Source organism: Methylobacter sp. sgz302048 (assembly GCF_052162025.1).
Lineage (GTDB): Bacteria > Pseudomonadota > Gammaproteobacteria > Methylococcales > Methylomonadaceae > Methylobacter.
Window position 1 is genome coordinate 2988840 of record NZ_CP197401.1, and the last position, 19779, is coordinate 3008618.

Here is a 19779-nt window from a genome sequence, read left to right on the forward strand (position 1 = left end):
CTTACTCATCATCATCTTCAGCAGGCATAGCCGATTGCAGAGACTGAATCGCTGAAGGCTGTATAGAATCCCCTACCGAATTTCCCAGTTTGTTACGGATATATGTTGCGACTGCGGCAAAGTCAACCGCATTTAATGTCTTTCCGAAAGCCGGCATCATGCCTTTTCCGTTCATCATCAAATCAACCTGGGCATTGATGTCACCTGTTACCATAGGGCTTCCCTTTAAGGCCGGGAACGTACCAGGCAATCCGGCGCCATCAGCCATGTGACATGATGCACAGTTCTGGGCGTACACAGATTCTCCGCGAGCCACTAAATCATCAAGCGACATTTTTTTACTTGCATCCACTTTTTCCTGCGGCTTTTCTTTTGCGGCAGGAGCAGATCCTGCAGGCAGCAGTTCTTGTATAGCTTTAGGCTGTATTTCATCACCTACTGAGTTGCCTAATGCATTTCTGGTGTAAGTAATAACCTGAGCCAATTCAGCTGCGTTCAGCATTTTTCCGAAAGCCGGCATCATGCCTTTACCATTCAGCACCAAATTAGTCTGGTCTTTAATATCGCCTTTCACAACAGCGCTGCCGGTAATAGCAGGGAATGTGCCCGGAACGCCTTCGCCACCGGCCATATGACAGGATGCGCAGTTTTTCGCATAAACGGCAGCACCTTTAGAGATCAGTTCATCATGGCTTTGCTCACTTAAATCAGGCCCTTTTGCCGCTTCTTCCTGAGTCTTTTTCACCCAAGCATCATAGTCGGCCTGTTCCATTGCAACGACTACGATAGGCATAAAGCCATGATCTTTACCGCAGAGTTCGGTACATTGGCCACGATATACACCAGGTTTGTCAACAGAGGTCCAGGCTTCGTTAATAAAGCCAGGGATAGTATCTTTTTTCCAGCCCAACTCAGGCACCCACCATGAGTGAATTACATCAGCCGCTGTAAATACGAAACGAATCTTCTTCTTTGTAGGAATAACCAAAGGGTTATCCACATTCAACAGATAGTTGGGAACTGTACGAGGATCTATGTCCGAACCTACCTGACGCGCCTTATTACTGGCTTCATCCAGATTACTAAAAAAATGAATACCGTTATCTAGATATTCATATTCCCATTTCCATTGCCAACCAGTGACTTTAATGGACATATCTGCATTTTGCACATCATCCAGCTCCAACATGGCTTTGGTTGCCGGAATGGCCATACCGATGAGAATCAGTGTCGGAATAATGGTCCAGATAATTTCGACAGTAGTATTTTCATGAAACTGCTCCGCTTTATGTCCTTTTGATTTACGGTGATGGTAAATCGAATAGAACATAGTGCCGAATACGACGACGCCTATGAATACACATATCCATAGAATCAGCATATGCAGGTCATAAATATCATTACTGATTTCTGTAACCCCTTTCATTAAATTGAGCGTATACGCCGCCTGCGCTGTCCCTAGGCCAAAAGCCATTAAGATCAGACCTGCGAGCAGTTGCTTTATTGTTTTCACGGAGCGCTCTCCTCGTTAGTAGTTATAAACTCTTGTATGCGTTATCGTTTCGTAATTTCAAAGACGCACTAAACCCCCATTGCGTCTTTTCTATAAGAATTCTCACAAATAAACTGTGCAATTCTAACCTATGAAGCTTCTCTAAGCTAGAAGTCTGTAGAATTTAGACCGAAGAGCTTCACTCTATCGCTATTTATCTTATGTATTGAAATCTACTTCGGAAAAAGACAATTTTGGATTTGTGTTGGTTTCTTATGACATCTGAATTAGCTTGATGCAAAATAATTCTAACTGATGCGGAACAATTCAACTTGATGTAGAACAATTTTCTTGAATTAGTCACTGATAAATGAAACAACCAAGCATTTTCAATTCTCGATTGCCCGTCAAATTCTATAAAGACCTGGCAATTTTTTAGTGCAACTGCTTCAGAAAAGCCGGATCAATCCGGCAACCGCCAATTTCGGGACGATTCAGCAGATCCTGCTCGAAATCCCTGAAAGTCGGTAACTGAAATGCTATGCGGTTAATTTTTCCGCCTGAAAATTCAAACTCTATGGCACCGCCTTTGGCGCGCGGACTACCATCGTTGGTAGTAAATAAGAAAATCCCCACATTCTCCGCTGATTTTCCTTGCTGCTCAGGCGCAGGACGAGCGCAGCTCAGCTCGCTTATGGAAAGCCCGGAAAAGACTCGCGCCAATTGATGCGCGCTAATAATGATTCCTTCTCCGGGAATAACCGCGGGAGCGGATGAAGCTGGCTGCGCTGTTTGAGCCTCTGGCGCACCTGGGACTGGGGGCGCTAACGGAGCAGATGGATTCAACAATGTTTCCAGGCCGAAATCGCCCAAATGATTCTGTAGCAATACCGTACCGTCACCACTCTTTGCAGTAGTTAATAAAGGGAACATCTGGCGCGCCATTTCAGCCGGATTGGGATTTTTAAGCACTGAAATCAACTGCCTTTCCACTGACTGCATCGGCGTAAAAAACTGTTCTTTTTTCTGCCTGGATTCACCGATCAAATTCCAGTCCGACTGCGCATTAACGGATAAACCCATTGATTTCATAACGGCATAATCGTCAACCGCGAGACAATTACCGAAGCCCTTGCGGCGATAATCTTCCAGCACTTTGGGCCGGATCTCGTCGGCCATGGCCATCTGAGGAGATATATTATAGCTTTTCCAATCGCCGTTTTTAGCCAGAAAATAATAAAGCACGGCATTACGGTCAAACTTATTAAAGCCGAGATCCTTCAAAACCAGCTTTAATTTCCGGCAATTACTCTCGACTTCAGCATAATTATTCCAGTCGGGATTTAACTTCGGCTTTGCCGGATGCTGCGACTGCTCAATCAATTGCTGCAGTGTAATCTGGCCTGTTGTTGATTTTATGGGCGAGTACCACATTTCCTCCAGCGATAAATCTCGCGCGTCGGGAATTCCATCCGCCGTCATTTTCAACAATAATGACGGCAAAATTTCAGGATAAACCTTTAGTTCGCCCAGAAGCTTGATATCCGAGCCAAATGGATTGATGCCGCCTTCCGACACCTCATGAACCTTGAATACGGAATGATTGAGCGTACCTGTCTTGCCTGAAAATGAAGTCGCAGCCGGCAACGAGTGCGATTCCGAACTATGCTTGACTGATTCCTGGACGGCGGCCGGCGCCGCTTGCTGACTGCTTTTCACCCATTCGCTGGCGAACTGCCCCATAACGGCAACGCCCATACCGACCCCAGTCATCGCCAGCAGACCACTGGCCGCATTCACATCGCCGACCAGTTTTGATAAATTCAGATCATTATTGGCATCTGTATAGATGTTGTAGTCGACCATAGTCTCCTTGCCTGAATCCAAGCGTATCCACGGCGTGAGATACTGTTTTTTAGCCTCGAACTTGAAATTGCACTTCCCTGTCGCGGTCTGATATAGGAAACCGGTGGCTTCACTGTTGAACTTGAGCGCATTATTACGAACGCCGTAAATCAGAGCCGCTGATGAATCGCCCTTGCTATAGGATGGCGCAATATCAGTGCAGCCGTTTTTTAATACATTGTCCGCTTTGGAATCAAACTCGGAAATCAGCCGTACATAATAATCATCGCCGTCAATAACCGAAAATCCCTGCAAAGGCTGGAAAGAATGCGGCTCAATTGATGGAGGATCGATAGCAATTTGACGGGTAGTTGTGCATCCTGACAATATATAGCCAGCAGAGAAAATAAGAATGGAAATATAACGAATTGACATGCTTTAACCTTGTATCGCTAGCTGAACTGCGACTCAAGCCAAAAAAAGGGGAAAATAATAGGACTTTCCAGGGGGCTTTGTCATGCTTTATTTTTTACCGTGCATCCAAGCAAACTAAAGCACATGGAGATACAAAAGGATAAAAAATATTACAGCAGATCATATTTAAGGTATATATAAGGCACTTATTTGACGATGCCTTTCTCTAATTGTAAAAAAGATCATAGCCTACCTGACAAGAAACCCTATGCCTACTAAAAAGACCAATATTGATAAGGATAAATTAAATCAAATTGTTATTGAAGCCCGACGTAATCAGGAATTGCGGGAACAATCCTATCGGGGACAAGCGCTCAAAATGTACCCCTGGATATGCGGACGCTGTGCCCGAGAATTCACACACAAGAACTTAAGCGAACTGACCGTTCATCATAGGGACCACAACCACGACAATAACCCTCCCGACGGCAGCAATTGGGAATTATTATGCCTTTACTGCCACGATAATGAGCATTCGCGGTATGAAGAAGCTCGCTTTGACAGCGGTCAATCTCATAAAACGTCCGAGTCAATCCCTACCCATAATCCTTTTGCAAACCTCAAAGCCTTACTGGACAGCAAAAAATAACTCAGGAAGGCTTGTCAGCGGGCAATTGCATGGCTACCCTGTCTTGCCATCAAGGAATCAATGCCGAGATTTGCCAAAGCATCCGCCCGCTCATTGCCCTCATCTCCTGCATGCCCTTTTACCCATCGCCATTCTATATCGTGCTTCTCAATAGCGGCATCCAGCCTGCGCCATAAATCCTCATTTTTAACCGGTGTTTTAGCTGCGGTTTTCCAGCCCCGCTTTTTCCAGTTGACCATCCATTCGGTGATCCCGAGCAGTACGTATTTTGAATCGATATGAAGCTCGATAGCACAGGGCCTTGTCAGCGCTTCCAGAGCCTGTATGGCAGCCGTCAGCTCCATACGATTATTTGTCGTTTCCAGTTCCCCGCCGTACAGTTCCTTGGCCTTACCTTTGTATTTGAGAATGGCGCCCCATCCGCCAGGTCCTGGATTGCCGCGGCAGGCGCCGTCGGTATAAATAATAACGCGATCAGTCATGTTGGCTTGACTCTGTTGGTGAACCCATTGAATTGGCAAAGACCAATTGGGGGTTTGTCCTTTCCACAGGTGCTAAAGGAATTAAATGATAACGGCGTTTTATCGCCTTCACCGCATACGCCGCCGCAGAAAATGCATGTCTGTTGGCATTCAATCTGCCATTCGTCGATTTCACCGAATTCAGATTAAAATCTGATGAGAGCGTTACTTCAAAGTTCAGCAACTTCAGCCAGTCTAATATCCTTGCCCTGGAAATAAAATGTCCACGCCAGGAGTCAGCCATTTTTTTATCCCATAAATACTGATACCTGACCCATAAGCTCCAAGGATTAAAACTCAGCACGACCAACAAGCCTTCCGGCTTCAGAACGCGTTCCACCTCTCTCATGGTCTGAAACCGATTGGCGTCGAATTCCAATAAATGCGGCAGTATTATCATATCAATGCTATTGCTTTGCAGCGGTAGATTATATGACTTTGCCTGAATCTTTCTTGCTTCATTACTGCCCAGATTTTTGGCATCGAGCACCGTATAGTTTTTGTATAAAGAGCAATCAATGAATTGATTTTCCCAGCCTAACCCACCGATCTGCAAAATAGTCTGCTTACAACTGACGGTAATAGCCCGCCGCAAATAGCATTCTTCAAGCTGCTTCAGCAGCTTGCCCCTGGGAGTCTCGTAGCAGGCAAACAAAAAATCGCGTTTCATTGATCTAGCTCAACAATTCATGGCTTTAAATGGTTTTCAAGGAAGACAAGCTGTACAATAATAAAATATTAAACCATTAGACTTCACCTTAGGGTTAGATGATGCATACCAATTTTAACAGGTCAGTTAATTTTTTATCTTTTTTGATCCTTTTAATAGCATCAGGTTGCTCGGAAAATGCTAAAGATCCCCTGAGCGTGAGTCAAAAACCGCCGCTTGTAGGCCAGGAAGACAGCAATTACGTATACCATCACCATACCCCATTATCTAAAAAAAGATTTAAAGGATCATTAAACGCCCGCATCAGCGTCTGGGACCGGTTACTGTCTTTATACGCACTGCCCGAAATCAATAATGAACGCATAGACCGCGAGTTAAACTGGTATCTGCAGCACCCCGATTATATTGCCAGGGTTCAGGAACGGGCAGAACCCTACATGCATCTTATCCTCAATGAAATTGAAGCCAAAGATCTTCCGGGAGAATTGGCATTACTGCCAATAGTTGAAAGTGCGTTCCTACCGGAAGCCTATTCAAAAAGCGATGCTTCAGGCCTCTGGCAGTTCATACCGGCTACGGGCCGCCTCTTCGGTCTCAAGCAGGATTCGTGGTATGACGGCAGGCGCGACGTCTATGCATCAACCAAAGCCGCCACTACTTTTCTTAAACAGCTGAACGAAACGTTTGATGGAGATTGGCTGCTCGCATTGGCTTCCTATAATTATGGAAAAGGCAATATAAGAAAAGCCATCGAAAGGAATGAAGACCTATCCCTGCCGACGGATTACTGGTCTTTGAACCTTCCGGAAGAAACCATGAATTATGTGCCTCGGCTGCTGGCTGTGGCCAAATTATTTGCCCATGCCGACGAATACCATGTTCCTTTGCAATATATTCCAAATAAGCCCTACTTTGAGGTCGTCGACATCAAATCTCAACTGGATTTGGATAAAGCCGCTCAGTTGGCCAACACCCCGCTTAAAGAGTTTTTAAAACTAAACCCCGGCTTTAACCGCTGGACCACTGCGCCTGAAGGCCCTCATCGCTTATTGGTTCCCGTTGACCAGGCCCAGTCATTCAAAAGAAACCTGGCAATGCTGCCCGATGAAGACCGGGTCGCCCAGCATCGGTATTATGAAGAACGAGTACCTCATGTTCCCCATGACGAGCAGGTCACGCAAGTTGCTTACAATCGCCACAAGGTTCGATCAGGCGAAACGCTTACCTCGATTGCCACCCGAAATCATACAACGACCAAAGCCATCCGCCAGGCCAATCATCTGGCCGGCAATACTATTCACTCCGGCATGATTTTAAAAATCCCTTCATCGAGAAATTCAGCCAATTTCCCGATTATCGCCAAAGCATCTAAAAGTCACCTCCAGAATAGCCGAACCTATACTGTAAGAAAAGGCGATACATTCTGGAAGATCGGCCAAAATTTTTCGGTTAGCGGCAAAGATATCGCAAGCTGGAACAAACTCACGCTGGCAAGTTCATTGACACCCGGCCAAAAACTCATCATTAAAGGCGGAGAGCAACAGCTTGTTACCTCATCTTCTGCAGAACCAAACCCATTCCGCCTGATCCATTACACCGTCAAGCCGGGCGACTCATTGATGAAAATTACCCGGAAATTCAATGTCTCGCTTACAGACCTCCGCAAATGGAATTCAGACACAATAGGCAAGGCTCTGCGTCCCGGGCAAAAAATAAAAATCCTGATTGATAACAGCCAACCCACAACCTAAATGCGGATAGACGAGGTATAGCTATCAATAATATTGATAGCTATACCTCACATTAGCCTCTATAATGGGGAAGCTAGTAGGTCTTATATGGCCACTAATCCAATTTTGCATGTTATTCAGCATTTTACAGAAATCCTATTCGTTTTTTCCTTTAAATTGCCCGATATATCTGCAATCGAACATCTTTTATTTATTGAGGTAATTTATATGGCATTAGGTACTGTTAAGTGGTTTAACGAATCCAAAGGATTTGGTTTTATTTCACCTAGCGATGGCGGTGCAGATGTGTTTGTGCATTTTTCTGCAATCTCTGGCGATGGCTATCGCACACTGACTGAAGGTCAACCAGTCAAGTATGAAGTAGAAAAAGGCCCTAAAGGCCCGCAAGCATCCCAAGTATCCATAGCTTAATCTTACGGTACTTTCTGATCCACGACCCCATCGGCATAAACTGAGGGGGTTGTGACTAATATAGGCCAAATTGGCCAATCCTCCGAACTTAGGACATATCTGTTGAAACGAATTTTTGTAGGAAATTTACCTAGCGACGCCACTGAAGAATCTGTACAAGCTTTATTTTCCCAATATGGAAAAGTCCGCTCCATCCAACTGGCTTCGGATATATTTAGCGGTAAATGCCGAGGCTTCGGCTTTATCGGAATGGAAGGCCATGAAGCCCGAGCGGCTATCGCCGGGCTAGACGGCAACCTGTACTGCGGAAAACCTTTAAAAGTCAAATTTGAAGAGCCGACTGGCGGCAGAAACGGCAGACGCCATTAAAGCGCATTCAGGCAATTTATTTTCCATTTGACTTGCCACTTTTTTAAATTGCCATCAATTTATGAGGGACTGCGCGGGCAGAAAAAGTCAATTCTCCCTGCAGTCGCTCTGCTTAAGAATTTAAGCGGACAGGCATAACGATGAGGCTTATGAAATTCACGGCTGCTTTTTCGTTGGCCCTTGAGAACTACTGTCGTCAGCATCTTTTTTTATTACACTGATGCCGCCGTCGCTCTCCAGATAACACGCCTTGACCTCACTCGCACGCTCCACCCCTTGTTGTCGTATCAGGCTAATCAGCTCGTCCTGAGTAATCATTTCCTGACGCATATTTCTACGCAGCATCCGGCCATCTTTTATCAACAACAAGGGAGCGGGATGAATAAGTCGTTGAAAAGAAGGAATACTGTGACCTAGCCAATCGAGCAGGTAATCCCAAAAAGCAATTGTCGCGACTAAAACGAGCCCTTCGGTAATGGATTTATAATCGCCGGCCATGCCATTCTGGGCCGCGTCAGCAATAAGCACAATCACCAAAACATCGGTTATTCCCAAAGACCCAGCCTCACGCCTTAGCACCCGCAATAAAACGAACAGCATCAGATAGATGATCGTGCCGCGTACAATAATCTCCAGAATACCGACGGATGGAACAAAAACCGACCGCCAATCAATCTGAAATAAAATATCCATTGTCTTGCCGGCTTACGGCTTCAATACCACTTTAATGCAGCCATCTTCCTTGTCGCGGAAAGTCTGGTAAGCCTGAGGGCCATCCTCCAATCCCAGACGATGCGTGATAACAAAAGACGGATCGATCTGACCGTCTTCAATCATCTCGAGCAGCGGCTCAAGATAGCGCTGCACATGCGTCTGCCCCATTTTCAAAGTCAAGCCTTTGTTCATCGCTGCCCCCATCGGCATATGATCGAGAAGACCGACATATACGCCAGGAATTGAGACAGTTCCTCCCTTACGACAGCACATAATCGCTTCACGCAGGGCATGCGGGCGGTCAGTGGCCAAATAAAGCGCCGCTTTCGCCTTATCGAGTACTGCGTCGAAACTGCCGGTACCGTGCGCCTCGCAGCCGACGGCATCAATGCAGCGATCAGGGCCGCGGCCATTCGTCATCGCCATCAATCGATCGTAGACATCCTCTTCCTCAAAATCGACGATTTCGGCTTTGCCGTACTCTTGCGCCATGCTCAGGCGTTCCGGCACACGGTCGATAGCAATGACGCGGCCGGCGCCCATCATCCAGCAACTCTGAATAACGAACTGCCCTACCGGTCCACAGCCCCATACTGCCACCGTATCCCCTGCCTCAATATGGGCATTTTCGGCAGCCATATAGCCGGTAGGAAAAATATCGGACAGAAAGAGCACTCTTTCATCGGGCAGCCCGGATTTAATCTTGATCGGCCCGACATCGGCATAGGGCACGCGCAGATATTCCGCCTGGCCGCCCGAAAAACCACCTAACAAATGGGAATAACCGAAAATGCCGGCCGGCGAATGCCCCATCACCTTGCGCGCCATTTCAGCATTCGGGTTAGTGGTATCGCAACATGCGTAAAGCGTTTTTTCGCAGAAGAAGCAGTGCCCGCACGAAATCGTGAAAGGGATAACGACGCGGTCGCCTATATTCAAAGTACTCACCTCAGCGCCGATCTCAACAACCTCTCCCATAGACTCATGACCCAAAATGTCGCCTGACTCCATGGTCGGCATATAGCCGTCGTAAAGATGGAGATCGGAGCCACAGATCGCGGTAGACGTTATTTTTACGATAGCATCCGTAGGATCGACAATAACGGGATCGGGAACAGTATCAACACGCACATCGGATTTACCATGCCAACAAAGTGCTCTCATAGCTGTGCTCCTGAAGAAACGGATTACGAGGCGATTCGCCTCGGAAATGACTGTAACCTTAGTTCCATTCAGCGTTTCTGTCGGTACGATGGCGTACACAAGATTGAAACCACGCCGGCTGAGCAATGCCTTGCCGTCATCTTGCCCTTAATCACTGAAAACCTGCTTTTAATCGCTGAAAGTAAGCAAAAAATGGCATTAGATTTATCGTTATACTGTCTTCCTACACTATAATTAAGCTCACTCAGCAGATGATGACGCTTCTGCCAATGTCCAATTCCTTAATAAACAACTTTAATAAACGCTCAGAGATCATATGTCACTGCAAATTTTTCGCACCAAACACCTCAAGCCGGATGACCATTCCGGCACCGGCCTTCACCGCTGCTTATCGGCATGGGATCTTGCCTTTCTGGGCATTGGCGCCATCATTGGCACTGGCATTTTTGTCCTGACCGGCATAGCCGCCGCAACGATGTCCGGGCCCGCCGTCATACTATCGTTCGTCATAGCGGGGTTGGCCTGCGCATTTGCCGCGCTGGCTTATGCAGAACTATCCGCCGCCATCGGAGGATGCGGCAGCGCTTATGGCTACAGTTATGTGGCGTTCGGCGAGCTGTTCGCCTGGATTATCGGCTGGGATTTGCTGCTCGAATACGGCATTTCGGTGGCGGCCGTCGCCAACGGCTGGTCCGGCTATTTCAACAACGCCTTGGTGGCCATCGGCCTGCCGCTGCCGGAAATGCTGACCAAAGCGCCCAAACTGGGAGGCTTGATCAACCTGCCGGCCTCGGCCATCATTCTGCTCCTGATGGGTCTGCTGATCATAGGCGTCAAGCACAGCGCCAAAACCAACAATGCCATGGTATTCGTCAAACTGATCACCATAACCGTGTTCATCGCCGTCGCCGTGTTCAACGTCAATCCGGCCAACTGGAGCCCTTTCATGCCTTACGGCTGGTTTGAGACCTTGCCCGACGGCAAGACGACCGGCGTTCTGGCCGGCGCATCGCTGGTGTTTTTTGCCTATGTCGGTTTCGATGCCGTTTCGACTGCCGCGGAAGAAGCCAAAAATCCCCAGCGCGACCTGCCCTTTGGTATTGTCGCCTCGCTGATCTTCTGTACCATCATCTATATTGTCGTATCCGGCCTGCTGACCGGCGTCGTGCCTTATACCGACCTGAACGTCTCCTCGCCCGTGGCGCACGCCCTTAGCCTGATCGGCATCAACTGGGCATCGGCGCTGATCGCAACCGGCGTCATCGCAGGGCTTACGACGGTAATGCTGGTGCTTTATTATGCCCTGACGCGCATCATCTTCGCCATGTCGCGCGACGGCCTGCTGTCGCCTTTCTTTTCCGAGATCAACCCTAAAACCCAAACGCCGGTGCGCGTGATTGTGCTTTGCGGCATCATCATATCGCTGACTGCCGGCTTCATGCCGCTGGGCGATCTGGCGGAACTGGTCAATATCGGCACTCTGGCCGCATTCGTGCTGGTCTGCCTGGGCGTGCTCATACTGCGCATCGTCAAACCGGACATGCCCCGTCCGTTCCGCGCGCCGTTCCACCCATTGTTCCCGGTACTCGGCATGCTGTCCTGCGGCAGTTTGATGGCTTTCCTGCCCGCCCTCACCTGGCTGCGTTTCATTATCTGGCTGGTTCTTGGCCTGATCATTTACTTCGCCTATTCTATGCGCCACAGCAAACTGGCAAAATCCGCCTAAACGACTCTGCTTGTCATCGTCTGCCTTGCAAAAGGCAGATGATGACCTCACCCGCCGCCACAATCGATATTCCGCACGCTGCCCTGGCGCAATCCCGCTAAACTTTGCCAGGCGTTTTTGAATCTAAAATTGATGAAAAACAGAATCCCTACATTAAAAAATCGTCTTCCTGCAAGCATTTTTTAACCATACGAGGATTCATTATTTTCTCGATAACCACTATATATTGTGTTATCCTATTTATAAATCACTACATATCGATTAACAAGCATAAATTGCCCGCAAAAGCAACGGCTTGTTTTCATCCCCTTACACAACAATCACAGGGACTTATCAATGACAGCCAAACTCCATGTCGTAGCCAATGCCGTGACCGAAATACCGTTCCAGGATGCTTCGATTGACATCTGGGATACGAAATATCGTTTAAAGACCAAAGAAGGCGTCGCTATTGACGCCACAATGGACGAAACATACCAAAGGGTGGCCAGAGCGCTGTCTGAAGCGGAAAAAGGCAAAGCCAAACAAGAACAGTACTACAAGGAATTCCTGTGGGCGCTGCGTCAGGGCGTCATACCGGCAGGCCGCATTATTTCCAATGCCGGCGCGCTGGAACACAAACCGGCCACATCGACGATCAACTGCACCGTTTCCGGCACGATCGCCGATTCGATGGACGATATCCTGCACAAAGTGCATGAAGCCGGCTTGACCCTGAAGGCCGGCTGCGGGATCGGCTATGAATTCTCGACGCTCCGGCCCAAAAACGCCTACGTGTCCGGCGCCGGCGCCTATACCTCCGGTCCATTGTCGTTCATGGATATCTACGACAAGATGTGCTTCACTGTCTCCTCGGCCGGCGGCCGGCGCGGCGCGCAAATGGCCACGTTCGATATCGGCCATCCCGACGTCGTCGAATTCATCCGCGCCAAACGCGAAGACGGCCGCCTGCGCCAGTTCAACCTGTCGCTGCTGATCACCTCGGAGTTTATCGAAGCCGTTAAAAACGACAAACCGTGGCCGCTGTCATTCCCGATCACCGAAAAAGAACTCCAGCTGGACAAGCTCGACCTGAATAATCCCGAGCAGATCATCTGGCGCGACCTGCCCGGCAAAGACGAAGGCTATATCGTCAACGAAGACGGCCTGCTCGCCTGCCGCATCACTAAAACGATCCCGGCGCGCCGTCTGTGGGACATCATCATGAGTTCCACTTACGACTACGCCGAGCCCGGATTCATTCTGATCGACAAGGTCAACGAAATGAACAACAACTGGTTCTGCGAAAAAATCCGCGCAACCAACCCTTGCGGCGAACAGCCGCTGCCGCCTTACGGCAGCTGCCTGCTGGGCTCCATCAACCTGACCCGTTTCGTCAAGAAACCGTTTACCAATGAAGCGCATTTCGATTGGGACACTTACCGCAAAACCATCCGCATTTTCACGCGCATGCTCGACAACGTCGTCGAAATCAACGGCCTGCCCCTGCCGCAGCAGCAGCACGAAATCCTCAGCAAGCGCCGCCACGGCATGGGCTATCTGGGCCTGGGCTCCACTGTCACCATGCTGGGCATGAAATACGGCGATGAGCGCTCGCTGCAATTCACCGAAGAAGTGACCAAAACCCTGGCCGTGGAAGGCTGGAAGGAAGGCCTCGCGCTGGCCAAGGAAAAAGGCCCTGCCCCGATCATGGAGCAGATGTTCACCGTCACCGGCGAAATGCTGCACAAACGCCCCGAAATGGCCGCCGACGGCTACAAAGTCGGTGATCAGGTGCCGGGCAAACTGCTGCACTCCAAGTACAGCCGCTACATGCAGCAACTGGCCCAGATCGAGCCAGAACTGGTCGCACAGCTGATCGAAGCCGGCGCGCGCTTCACGCACCACAGTTCGATCGCCCCCACCGGTACGATCTCGCTGTCGCTGGCCAACAACGCCAGCAACGGCATCGAGCCGAGCTTTGCGCACCATTATTCGCGCAACGTCATCCGCGCCGGCAAGAAATCCAAAGAAAAAGTCGATGTTTACTCCTTCGAACTGCTGGCCTATCGCGCACTGGTCAACCCGAATGCGATGCCGTACAGTCAAGAGCCTGATCAGCAACTGCCGGACTATTTCATCGCCGCCGACGACATCACGCCCAAGCAGCATGTCGACATCCAGGCCGCCGCGCAGAAATGGATCGATTCGTCGATCTCCAAAACCGCCAACGTGCCGACCGATTATCCGTATGAAGACTTCAAGTCGATTTACGAATACGCCTATGAGAAAGGCCTGAAAGGCTGCACGACGTTCCGCTTTAACCCGGAAGTGTTCCAGGGCGTACTGGTCAAGGAATCGGATCTGGAAAACACCACCTACCAATTCACGCTCGAAGACGGCCATGTGGTGGAATTCAAAGGTAACGAAGAAGTGGAATATGACGGAGAAGTCCATACCGCCGCCAATCTGTTTGACGCCCTGAAAGAAGGCTACTACGGCAAGTTTTAATCGAGATTACAGACATGACACATAAGATCGCAAAAAAAATCGTCGGCTACAAAGTCCTGACCAAAGAAACTACTGCCGAAGCCGCCAAGCAGGAAGAACAGCAGGCGCTGGAGCGCATGCACGAAAACGTCGAGCGCCCCGAAGTGCTGGTAGGCTCCACCTACAAGATCAAAACGCCGCAGTCGGAACATGCCCTGTACATCACGATCAACGACATCATCCTGAACCAGGGCACGGAACACGAAGAGCGCCGTCCCTACGAAATTTTCATCAACTCCAAGAATATGGAGCATTTCCAGTGGGTGCTGGCGCTGACGCGCGTTATCTCGGCCGTATTCAGAAAAGGCGGTGACGCCTGCTTCCTGGTCGAAGAGTTGAAAGCGGTATTCGACCCGCGCGGCGGCTACTTCAAGAAAGGCGGCGTGTTCATGCCGTCACTGGTGGCTGAAATCGGCTATGCCATCGAGTCGCACCTGAAACACATCGGCATGATCAAGCCGGAAGTGATGAGCGACCATCAGAAACAGTTCCTGGAAGAAAAACGCCGCGAGTTCGAAGCTCAGCATGGTTCGTCGGAGGGACAGGCGTTTCCTGAAAAAGCCGTACTCTGCACCAAATGCAGCACCAAGGCTATGGTGTTGATGGATGGGTGTATGACTTGTTTGAATTGTGGGGAGTCTAAATGTGGCTGAAGATAAAAAGCTCATTCGCACACCTATTAGCTCCAAACGAAGATTTGCAGGATGCTTTTGAAAGAGATTTTTATGAAGGTTTATACGGAATCCCAACCGGTACAGAATTAAAAAAATGCCAGCTATTAAATTAGCTGAGTTACTTTCATCGAGTATAAACGGCTCTCCAAAGTTCTTTGTTGTTGAACGTGAGTACAAAAGGAGGCTTGCTGATGATCAAGCAAAAATTAACCGGAAGAATATACTACTTGGCGCTATTATCGGAGGGAGTTTTACCATTATCGGATACTTATTAAAGAATTAATTTTTAATCCCACAATTCATAATTGAAATAGGAATTGCTATGCAATATCGATATCAAATCAATCACGATGAAAAAGGCAAACTACGGCTTGATCAGGTAATTCATCCTTTATCCGAAGCTCAAAAGGCGATGGAGTACGATACATTGCCAGACTTTCTTTCCATACGCCTGAACCCCTGTGGGATTATAGTTACGTCCTCAGTAACTGAGCTTAATTCAGACAGTGTAACAGTGGCATTAGAATCCGATAAGCCTGAAAGCGAAGTTTTTTCAGCGCTAACGAGATCATTAGAAGATCTCAACAACCAAATCAAAAGCCTGCATTTGGTAGCGCGGCCAAAAGCCCTGTAGCCCTGTAGCCTTGTAGGGTACGCACCGCGTACCTTTTGAGGTTTAATTCACCGAAAAAATTTTGAAAATGGTACGCAATGCGTACCCTACGACGGTTTTGCCGTTGTAATATGGTTGCTCGTGTTTTTTCGGAGATTGGGATGTCTGATTATCGTCGCTGTTATGTACCGGGCGGATCGTATTTCTTTACCGTGGCGACGGAACGACGAGCGGGCATTTTGGCGAACGATGTGGCGCGAGATTGTCTGCGGGATGCAATTCGTCATTGCCGACAACAACTGCCGTTCCGTGTCGATGCGCTGGTGATGCTGCCCGATCATGTGCATGCCATTTGGACACTGCTACAGCCGGACGGGGCATGTTGCCCCGTCCGAAACGTTTTACATTGATTAAATGTAGGCGCTTGGCTCAGACATCACAGAACCGTCAGGAACGGGGTTGCAAACCCCGTTCCGCCAGAGAGTAAGTGTGGGTGATGGGAGTTAGGCTTTGTAACGGCATGAGGTAGATTATCTAATTTCGATCGCTCCTGCTGAGCTTAAATTGAATAAAGAACAACTATTAAAAATAATGCTGGATAACATACTTAATTTGCATGTTATCCAGATTCAGATAATCACTTGTTATGCCCTACATAGGATATTGATATGATTTTTAACGAAAATGCTATGCCTTTGATAGTTAAATACCAATCCGCTCGTGAAGCTGAAGCAATAGCGACACAAGCATTACTTTCAGCTATGGAAAGCGGTAGCCGCGATATGCCCGCACTTGATGCTCTGACACAGGAAATGACGGACGCGCATAACAAAGCTATGGACATTTTGGATGCGCTTCAACAGCACCGGATCGACTCTTGATTTCATTAATTAATTCATCATACGCTGCCACGGACCGCAAGGTTTGTTCTTTACTAAAGGCGATAGCCTTGTAGGGTACGCATCGCGTACCTTTTGAGGTTTGGTTCATCGAAAAACTTTGAAAATGGTACGCAATGCGTACCCTACGGTGGCTTTGCCGTTGTAATATTGTCGTTCGTGTTTTTTCGGAGATTGGGATGTCTGATTATCGTCGCTGTTATGTGCCGGGCGGATCGTATTTCTTTACCATGGTGACGGAACGGCGGGCGGGCATTTTGGCGAACGATGCGGCACGAGATTGCCTGCGGGATGCGATTCGGCATTGCCGGCAACAACTGCCGTTCCGTGTCGATGCGCTGGTGATGCTGCCCGATCATGTGCATGCCATCTGGACATTGCCGACCGATGATTGCGATTACTCCAAACGCTGGGGCATCGTCAAAAAACACTTTACTCAAAATTGGCTGGCCTCGGGCGGCACCGAACAATTGATGACTGCTTCGCGCCTGCGCTACCGGCGGCGCGGCATCTGGCAACGTCGCTTTTGGGAACACGCGTTGCGTGATGAACGCGATTACCAAAATCACCTCGATTACCTGCATTTCAATCCGGTAAAGCACGGACTGGTCAAAAATGTCATTGACTGGCCTTATTCATCGTTTCACCGTTGGCTGGAACAAGGCTTTTACTCTGAAAGCTGGGGCTCACGAACTGAAGACTACGCCACGCTTGATAGCGTTCAATGTGCGGGCGAGTGATTCTTAACCGCTCTTAAAAACAAAAGGTACGCGGCGCAGCATCCGGTTCAGCGACATGCTACTCGCCATATCTGATGAATTCCCTCTTGCCCGGAATCCCCTCTTTAACCTCCTTCCATACGCCATCGATGAGTGCCTGGTATGCTCGGAATCCACAAGGTACACCTTGTGCTTCGAGGATGTTGGCCCTGTCCATGAGCTGGAAGTGGAGATGCGGCGCCGTGGAGTTGCCTGAGTGCCCCACATCTGCGAGATAGTGGCCGCATTTCACGTGATCGCCTTCATGAACCCGCACAGAATCAAGCCGCGCATGGGCGAAGAAAGCGTAAACTTCCCTGCCCTTCATTTTGAGAACTACATGGTTGCCAACAACCGACCTGAGGTCGCCGGGCTTCTCCAGGTTGAAGAACAGCCCATTCTTGAGGACCACAGCCATATCCCGCAGGAAATGCAATCGTTTCCTTTCGGGCCATCCGTCGTTGGCGGAGACCACCACGCCATCGAAAGGTGCATAGATCGGTTCGCCCCAACCATAGCAATCTTGGAGCCTGACCCCGAACAGGGCATAGGCAATGATTGGGGGACGGAAGAATTTCCAGCCCTTCTCATCTCTTTGGATTCGCACGAAGTCGTATGCGAACCGTTGGCCGAGCTGATCGCTACCATGGCTCGGTATCTGTTCTGCTGGGGTATACGCAGCCACCCATTCCCCACGCAGCGGGAAATCCACAATGACTGGTTCTGGCTCTGCTCTCATAACGTTTAACATTGGAGGTAACCGGGCGCGGAGCGCATAGTGTGAGGGACACCCAACGGCACAACCGTTGGGCATGGTCGTATGACGGATGAATTATAGAGCGGATTCGCCTGGGCAATCCATCAATAACCGGAGCTTTAAAACCGTAATATTCTGCAATATTGCTGGCCTGTTGGAAATGGCGGTTTGCTACGCGAAACCACCCTTCGCTCTCGAAGGAAATTCACGCAACAGAACCGCTTACCCGAACAACGCGCCATCTTGCTAAGGCAGCACAACCATTGGTGGCGCCTATACGAGGCAGGCAGGATCGAGTCCAAAGTTCCATTCCTCAGCCTCGATCCTTGCACGGCTTATCTGGAAGCCCTACTTATGCCGATGGCACTGCGCAGATCGGCCAATGTCGCTACACGCGGCCCATGCAAGGCTGCAATCTGGTCGACATCCAGTTTCAATTTTTGAATGTTTTCGTACAAGTTCACCGAATACGGATTCGGCACAGCCGGCAACGGCGCGTTGGCGGCCAAAGGCGTATAAGCGTCAGCTTCGATCAGGATTTTTTCTGCGGGTAAATAGACCAGCACGAACGCATCATTATGGCTATTGTCGGCAAGCGAATGAATCTCGATGCTGCGCTTGCCGTCCGTCAGTACGCGTTTGCCGGTAAAGCTTTCAAAGTTCGCTGGCTTGTTTGATTTGGCCAGCCGGTCGGGATGGATGCTGTGCGGATTCGTCCAGATCTTTTGATAATAAGCCTGGTTTGGCTGATGCGTGACGATGGTGGCGCCTTCATCGACAAACGTACGCAAACCGCCGGCATGGTCAAAGTGGGCATGGGTGTTGATCAGGTATTTGATGGGCTTGCCGGGAATGGTCTCCTTCAGCTTGGCGATGACGGCTTGCGAACGTTCCTCATTTAACGGGGCTTCGATCACGACGATGTGATCTGTTTGTTCGATCGCGACACTGTGATGGGTGCCGCCGGTAAGATAATAAACGCCGTTAGCCAGTTTATTGGCATTAACGAGGACTTTGGGCGCCTTGGCGGCTTCCTGAGGCACGCTTATGTCTACTCTAGGGTTGGCTTTGACGGATGAGACATTGATGTCCAGCACCGGATAGCCGCCTTGATTACGGACGATGTGGCTGGGGAATTGAATGCCGCCGAAGTCTTTGTAGTCGCTATAGTAAGTTTCCACCAGGGTATCGCCCAGCACCGGATTGTCTATCCATGTTTTTACACTGGTCAGCTGGTTTTTGGCGTTCAAAGTGCCGACATAACGGTATTTCCCGCCCAGACTGAACGAGACTTCAGCGCCGCCATCCACTGTTTCGGATTTTGCATGATGAGCAAGCGCCGCTTTCAGGAAACCTTGCGGGCTGGCCCAGATTTCTGCGCGGCGTTCCTCGACAGCCGCTGGCTGGGGATTAACGACCGGCGCAGGATTGGCGGCATTGGCGGCAGGCTGGGCCAGATTCCAGGCGGTCGCGCCGCTGATGTATTGATCGGCTTTCTGCTCGACCGGCGCCGGACGATTGCGGCCAGGCTCGATAACCTGGCTGCGGGTGATCTGTACTCTGGCGCTGGCTGTATCGTAATCAATGTCGGCAGTGTAGTTTTTGAGATGGAATGGCGGCCATGGCAAATCCGGGTTGGGCGCCTGACCGAATTGATACCAGCGGCCGGTACCTGAAAACTCAATGGATCTCAGTCCGTCTACGCCGGCGGCATCGCTCGCCAGGTGCAGGCTGAGGGGCTGCAATGAACTGCAGCTGCTGGTAGACAATGCCACCGCCAGAGCGGCGGCGGTATAGAGTGATCTGTGCATGTAAACTCCTGT

19 protein-coding genes are annotated in these 19779 nt (G+C 49.5%); 11 read left to right on the forward strand and 8 right to left on the reverse strand.

The genetic code is table 11. From position 1 onward, the window contains the following. Position 1: 1 nt before the first annotated feature. Both coxB and ACTNE6_RS13465 read right to left on the reverse strand, forming a co-directional pair. On the reverse strand, positions 2 to 1426 hold the full coding sequence (gene coxB / locus ACTNE6_RS13460) for a cytochrome c oxidase subunit II (protein WP_442499699.1): 1425 nt from the start codon (positions 1424 to 1426) through the stop codon (positions 2 to 4). Between the two features lie 501 nt (positions 1427 to 1927). Continuing rightward, complete coding sequence (locus ACTNE6_RS13465; protein ID WP_442497095.1) at positions 1928 to 3772, reverse strand: hypothetical protein; 1845 nt, start codon at positions 3770 to 3772, stop codon at positions 1928 to 1930. Between the two features lie 247 nt (positions 3773 to 4019). On the opposite strand from ACTNE6_RS13465, the gene ACTNE6_RS13470 reads away from it, so the two are divergent. Next, entirely contained in the window at positions 4020 to 4400 is a 381-nt protein-coding gene (locus ACTNE6_RS13470; protein ID WP_194969556.1) for a YajD family HNH nuclease, read from the forward strand. Positions 4401 to 4414: 14 nt separating this feature from the next. On the opposite strand, the gene rnhA is transcribed toward ACTNE6_RS13470, so the two are convergent. Together rnhA and ACTNE6_RS13480 are read right to left on the reverse strand one after the other, a co-directional pair. Continuing rightward, entirely contained in the window at positions 4415 to 4882 is a 468-nt protein-coding gene (gene rnhA, locus ACTNE6_RS13475) for a ribonuclease HI (RefSeq protein ID WP_442497096.1), read from the reverse strand. Continuing rightward, entirely contained in the window at positions 4875 to 5591 is a 717-nt protein-coding gene (locus tag ACTNE6_RS13480; RefSeq protein WP_194969554.1) for a class I SAM-dependent methyltransferase, read from the reverse strand. The genes rnhA and ACTNE6_RS13480 overlap by 8 nt, the downstream gene beginning before the upstream one ends. Before the next feature lie 197 nt (positions 5592 to 5788). Here ACTNE6_RS13480 and ACTNE6_RS13485 point away from each other — a divergent pair, with 197 nt between their 5' ends. The 3 genes from ACTNE6_RS13485 to ACTNE6_RS13495 all read left to right on the forward strand — a co-directional run bounded on the left by ACTNE6_RS13485 (position 5789) and on the right by ACTNE6_RS13495 (position 8122). Then, on the forward strand, positions 5789 to 7342 hold the full coding sequence (locus ACTNE6_RS13485; RefSeq protein WP_442497097.1) for a LysM peptidoglycan-binding domain-containing protein: 1554 nt from the start codon (positions 5789 to 5791) through the stop codon (positions 7340 to 7342). Between the two features lie 207 nt (positions 7343 to 7549). Continuing rightward, on the forward strand, positions 7550 to 7753 hold the full coding sequence (locus ACTNE6_RS13490; RefSeq protein ID WP_194969578.1) for a cold-shock protein: 204 nt from the start codon (positions 7550 to 7552) through the stop codon (positions 7751 to 7753). Positions 7754 to 7855: 102 nt separating this feature from the next. Further along, positions 7856 to 8122, forward strand: a complete 267-nt coding sequence (locus tag ACTNE6_RS13495; RefSeq protein WP_194969553.1) for an RNA recognition motif domain-containing protein — start codon at positions 7856 to 7858, stop codon at positions 8120 to 8122. Positions 8123 to 8278: 156 nt separating this feature from the next. Here the strand turns inward: ACTNE6_RS13495 and ACTNE6_RS13500 are convergent, their stop codons facing one another. Then, positions 8279 to 8815 carry a DUF421 domain-containing protein gene (locus ACTNE6_RS13500; protein WP_194969552.1) on the reverse strand — a complete coding sequence of 179 codons (537 nt, stop codon included), beginning with the start codon at positions 8813 to 8815 and terminating at the stop codon, positions 8279 to 8281. Between the two features lie 12 nt (positions 8816 to 8827). Beyond that, complete coding sequence (locus ACTNE6_RS13505; protein WP_442497098.1) at positions 8828 to 10000, reverse strand: zinc-dependent alcohol dehydrogenase; 1173 nt, start codon at positions 9998 to 10000, stop codon at positions 8828 to 8830. A 316-nt stretch (positions 10001 to 10316) separates the two neighbouring features. On the opposite strand from ACTNE6_RS13505, the gene ACTNE6_RS13510 reads away from it, so the two are divergent. The 7 genes from ACTNE6_RS13510 (at position 10317) to ACTNE6_RS13540 (ending at position 17181) form a co-directional block, all read left to right on the forward strand. Then, positions 10317 to 11726, forward strand: a complete 1410-nt coding sequence (locus ACTNE6_RS13510) for an amino acid permease (RefSeq protein ID WP_194969550.1) — start codon at positions 10317 to 10319, stop codon at positions 11724 to 11726. Between the two features lie 336 nt (positions 11727 to 12062). Continuing rightward, the gene (locus ACTNE6_RS13515; RefSeq protein ID WP_442497099.1) at positions 12063 to 14216 is read left to right on the forward strand and encodes an adenosylcobalamin-dependent ribonucleoside-diphosphate reductase; all 2154 of its coding nucleotides are present in this window, start codon (positions 12063 to 12065) and stop codon (positions 14214 to 14216) included. 14 nt (positions 14217 to 14230) lie between these two features. Next, positions 14231 to 14908: a TSCPD domain-containing protein gene (locus ACTNE6_RS13520; protein ID WP_194969548.1), complete on the forward strand. Its 678-nt coding sequence runs from the start codon at positions 14231 to 14233 to the stop codon at positions 14906 to 14908. Then, on the forward strand, positions 14899 to 15042 hold the full coding sequence (locus ACTNE6_RS13525; RefSeq protein ID WP_442497100.1) for a hypothetical protein: 144 nt from the start codon (positions 14899 to 14901) through the stop codon (positions 15040 to 15042). Before ACTNE6_RS13520 ends, ACTNE6_RS13525 begins: the two co-directional genes overlap by 10 nt. Before the next feature lie 209 nt (positions 15043 to 15251). After that, the gene (locus ACTNE6_RS13530) at positions 15252 to 15563 is read left to right on the forward strand and encodes a hypothetical protein (RefSeq protein WP_442497101.1); all 312 of its coding nucleotides are present in this window, start codon (positions 15252 to 15254) and stop codon (positions 15561 to 15563) included. Between the two features lie 647 nt (positions 15564 to 16210). Then, the gene (locus ACTNE6_RS13535; RefSeq protein WP_442497102.1) at positions 16211 to 16423 is read left to right on the forward strand and encodes a hypothetical protein; all 213 of its coding nucleotides are present in this window, start codon (positions 16211 to 16213) and stop codon (positions 16421 to 16423) included. Between the two features lie 197 nt (positions 16424 to 16620). Continuing rightward, positions 16621 to 17181: an REP-associated tyrosine transposase gene (locus ACTNE6_RS13540; protein WP_442497103.1), complete on the forward strand. Its 561-nt coding sequence runs from the start codon at positions 16621 to 16623 to the stop codon at positions 17179 to 17181. Between the two features lie 58 nt (positions 17182 to 17239). On the opposite strand, the gene ACTNE6_RS13545 is transcribed toward ACTNE6_RS13540, so the two are convergent. After that, the gene (locus ACTNE6_RS13545; protein WP_442497104.1) at positions 17240 to 17938 is read right to left on the reverse strand and encodes a M23 family metallopeptidase; all 699 of its coding nucleotides are present in this window, start codon (positions 17936 to 17938) and stop codon (positions 17240 to 17242) included. A gap of 353 nt (positions 17939 to 18291) precedes the next feature. Further along, a complete protein-coding gene (locus ACTNE6_RS13550; protein ID WP_442497105.1) occupies positions 18292 to 19767 on the reverse strand; it encodes an MBL fold metallo-hydrolase in 1476 nt (491 codons plus the stop codon). Between the last annotated feature and the right edge of the window lie 12 nt (positions 19768 to 19779).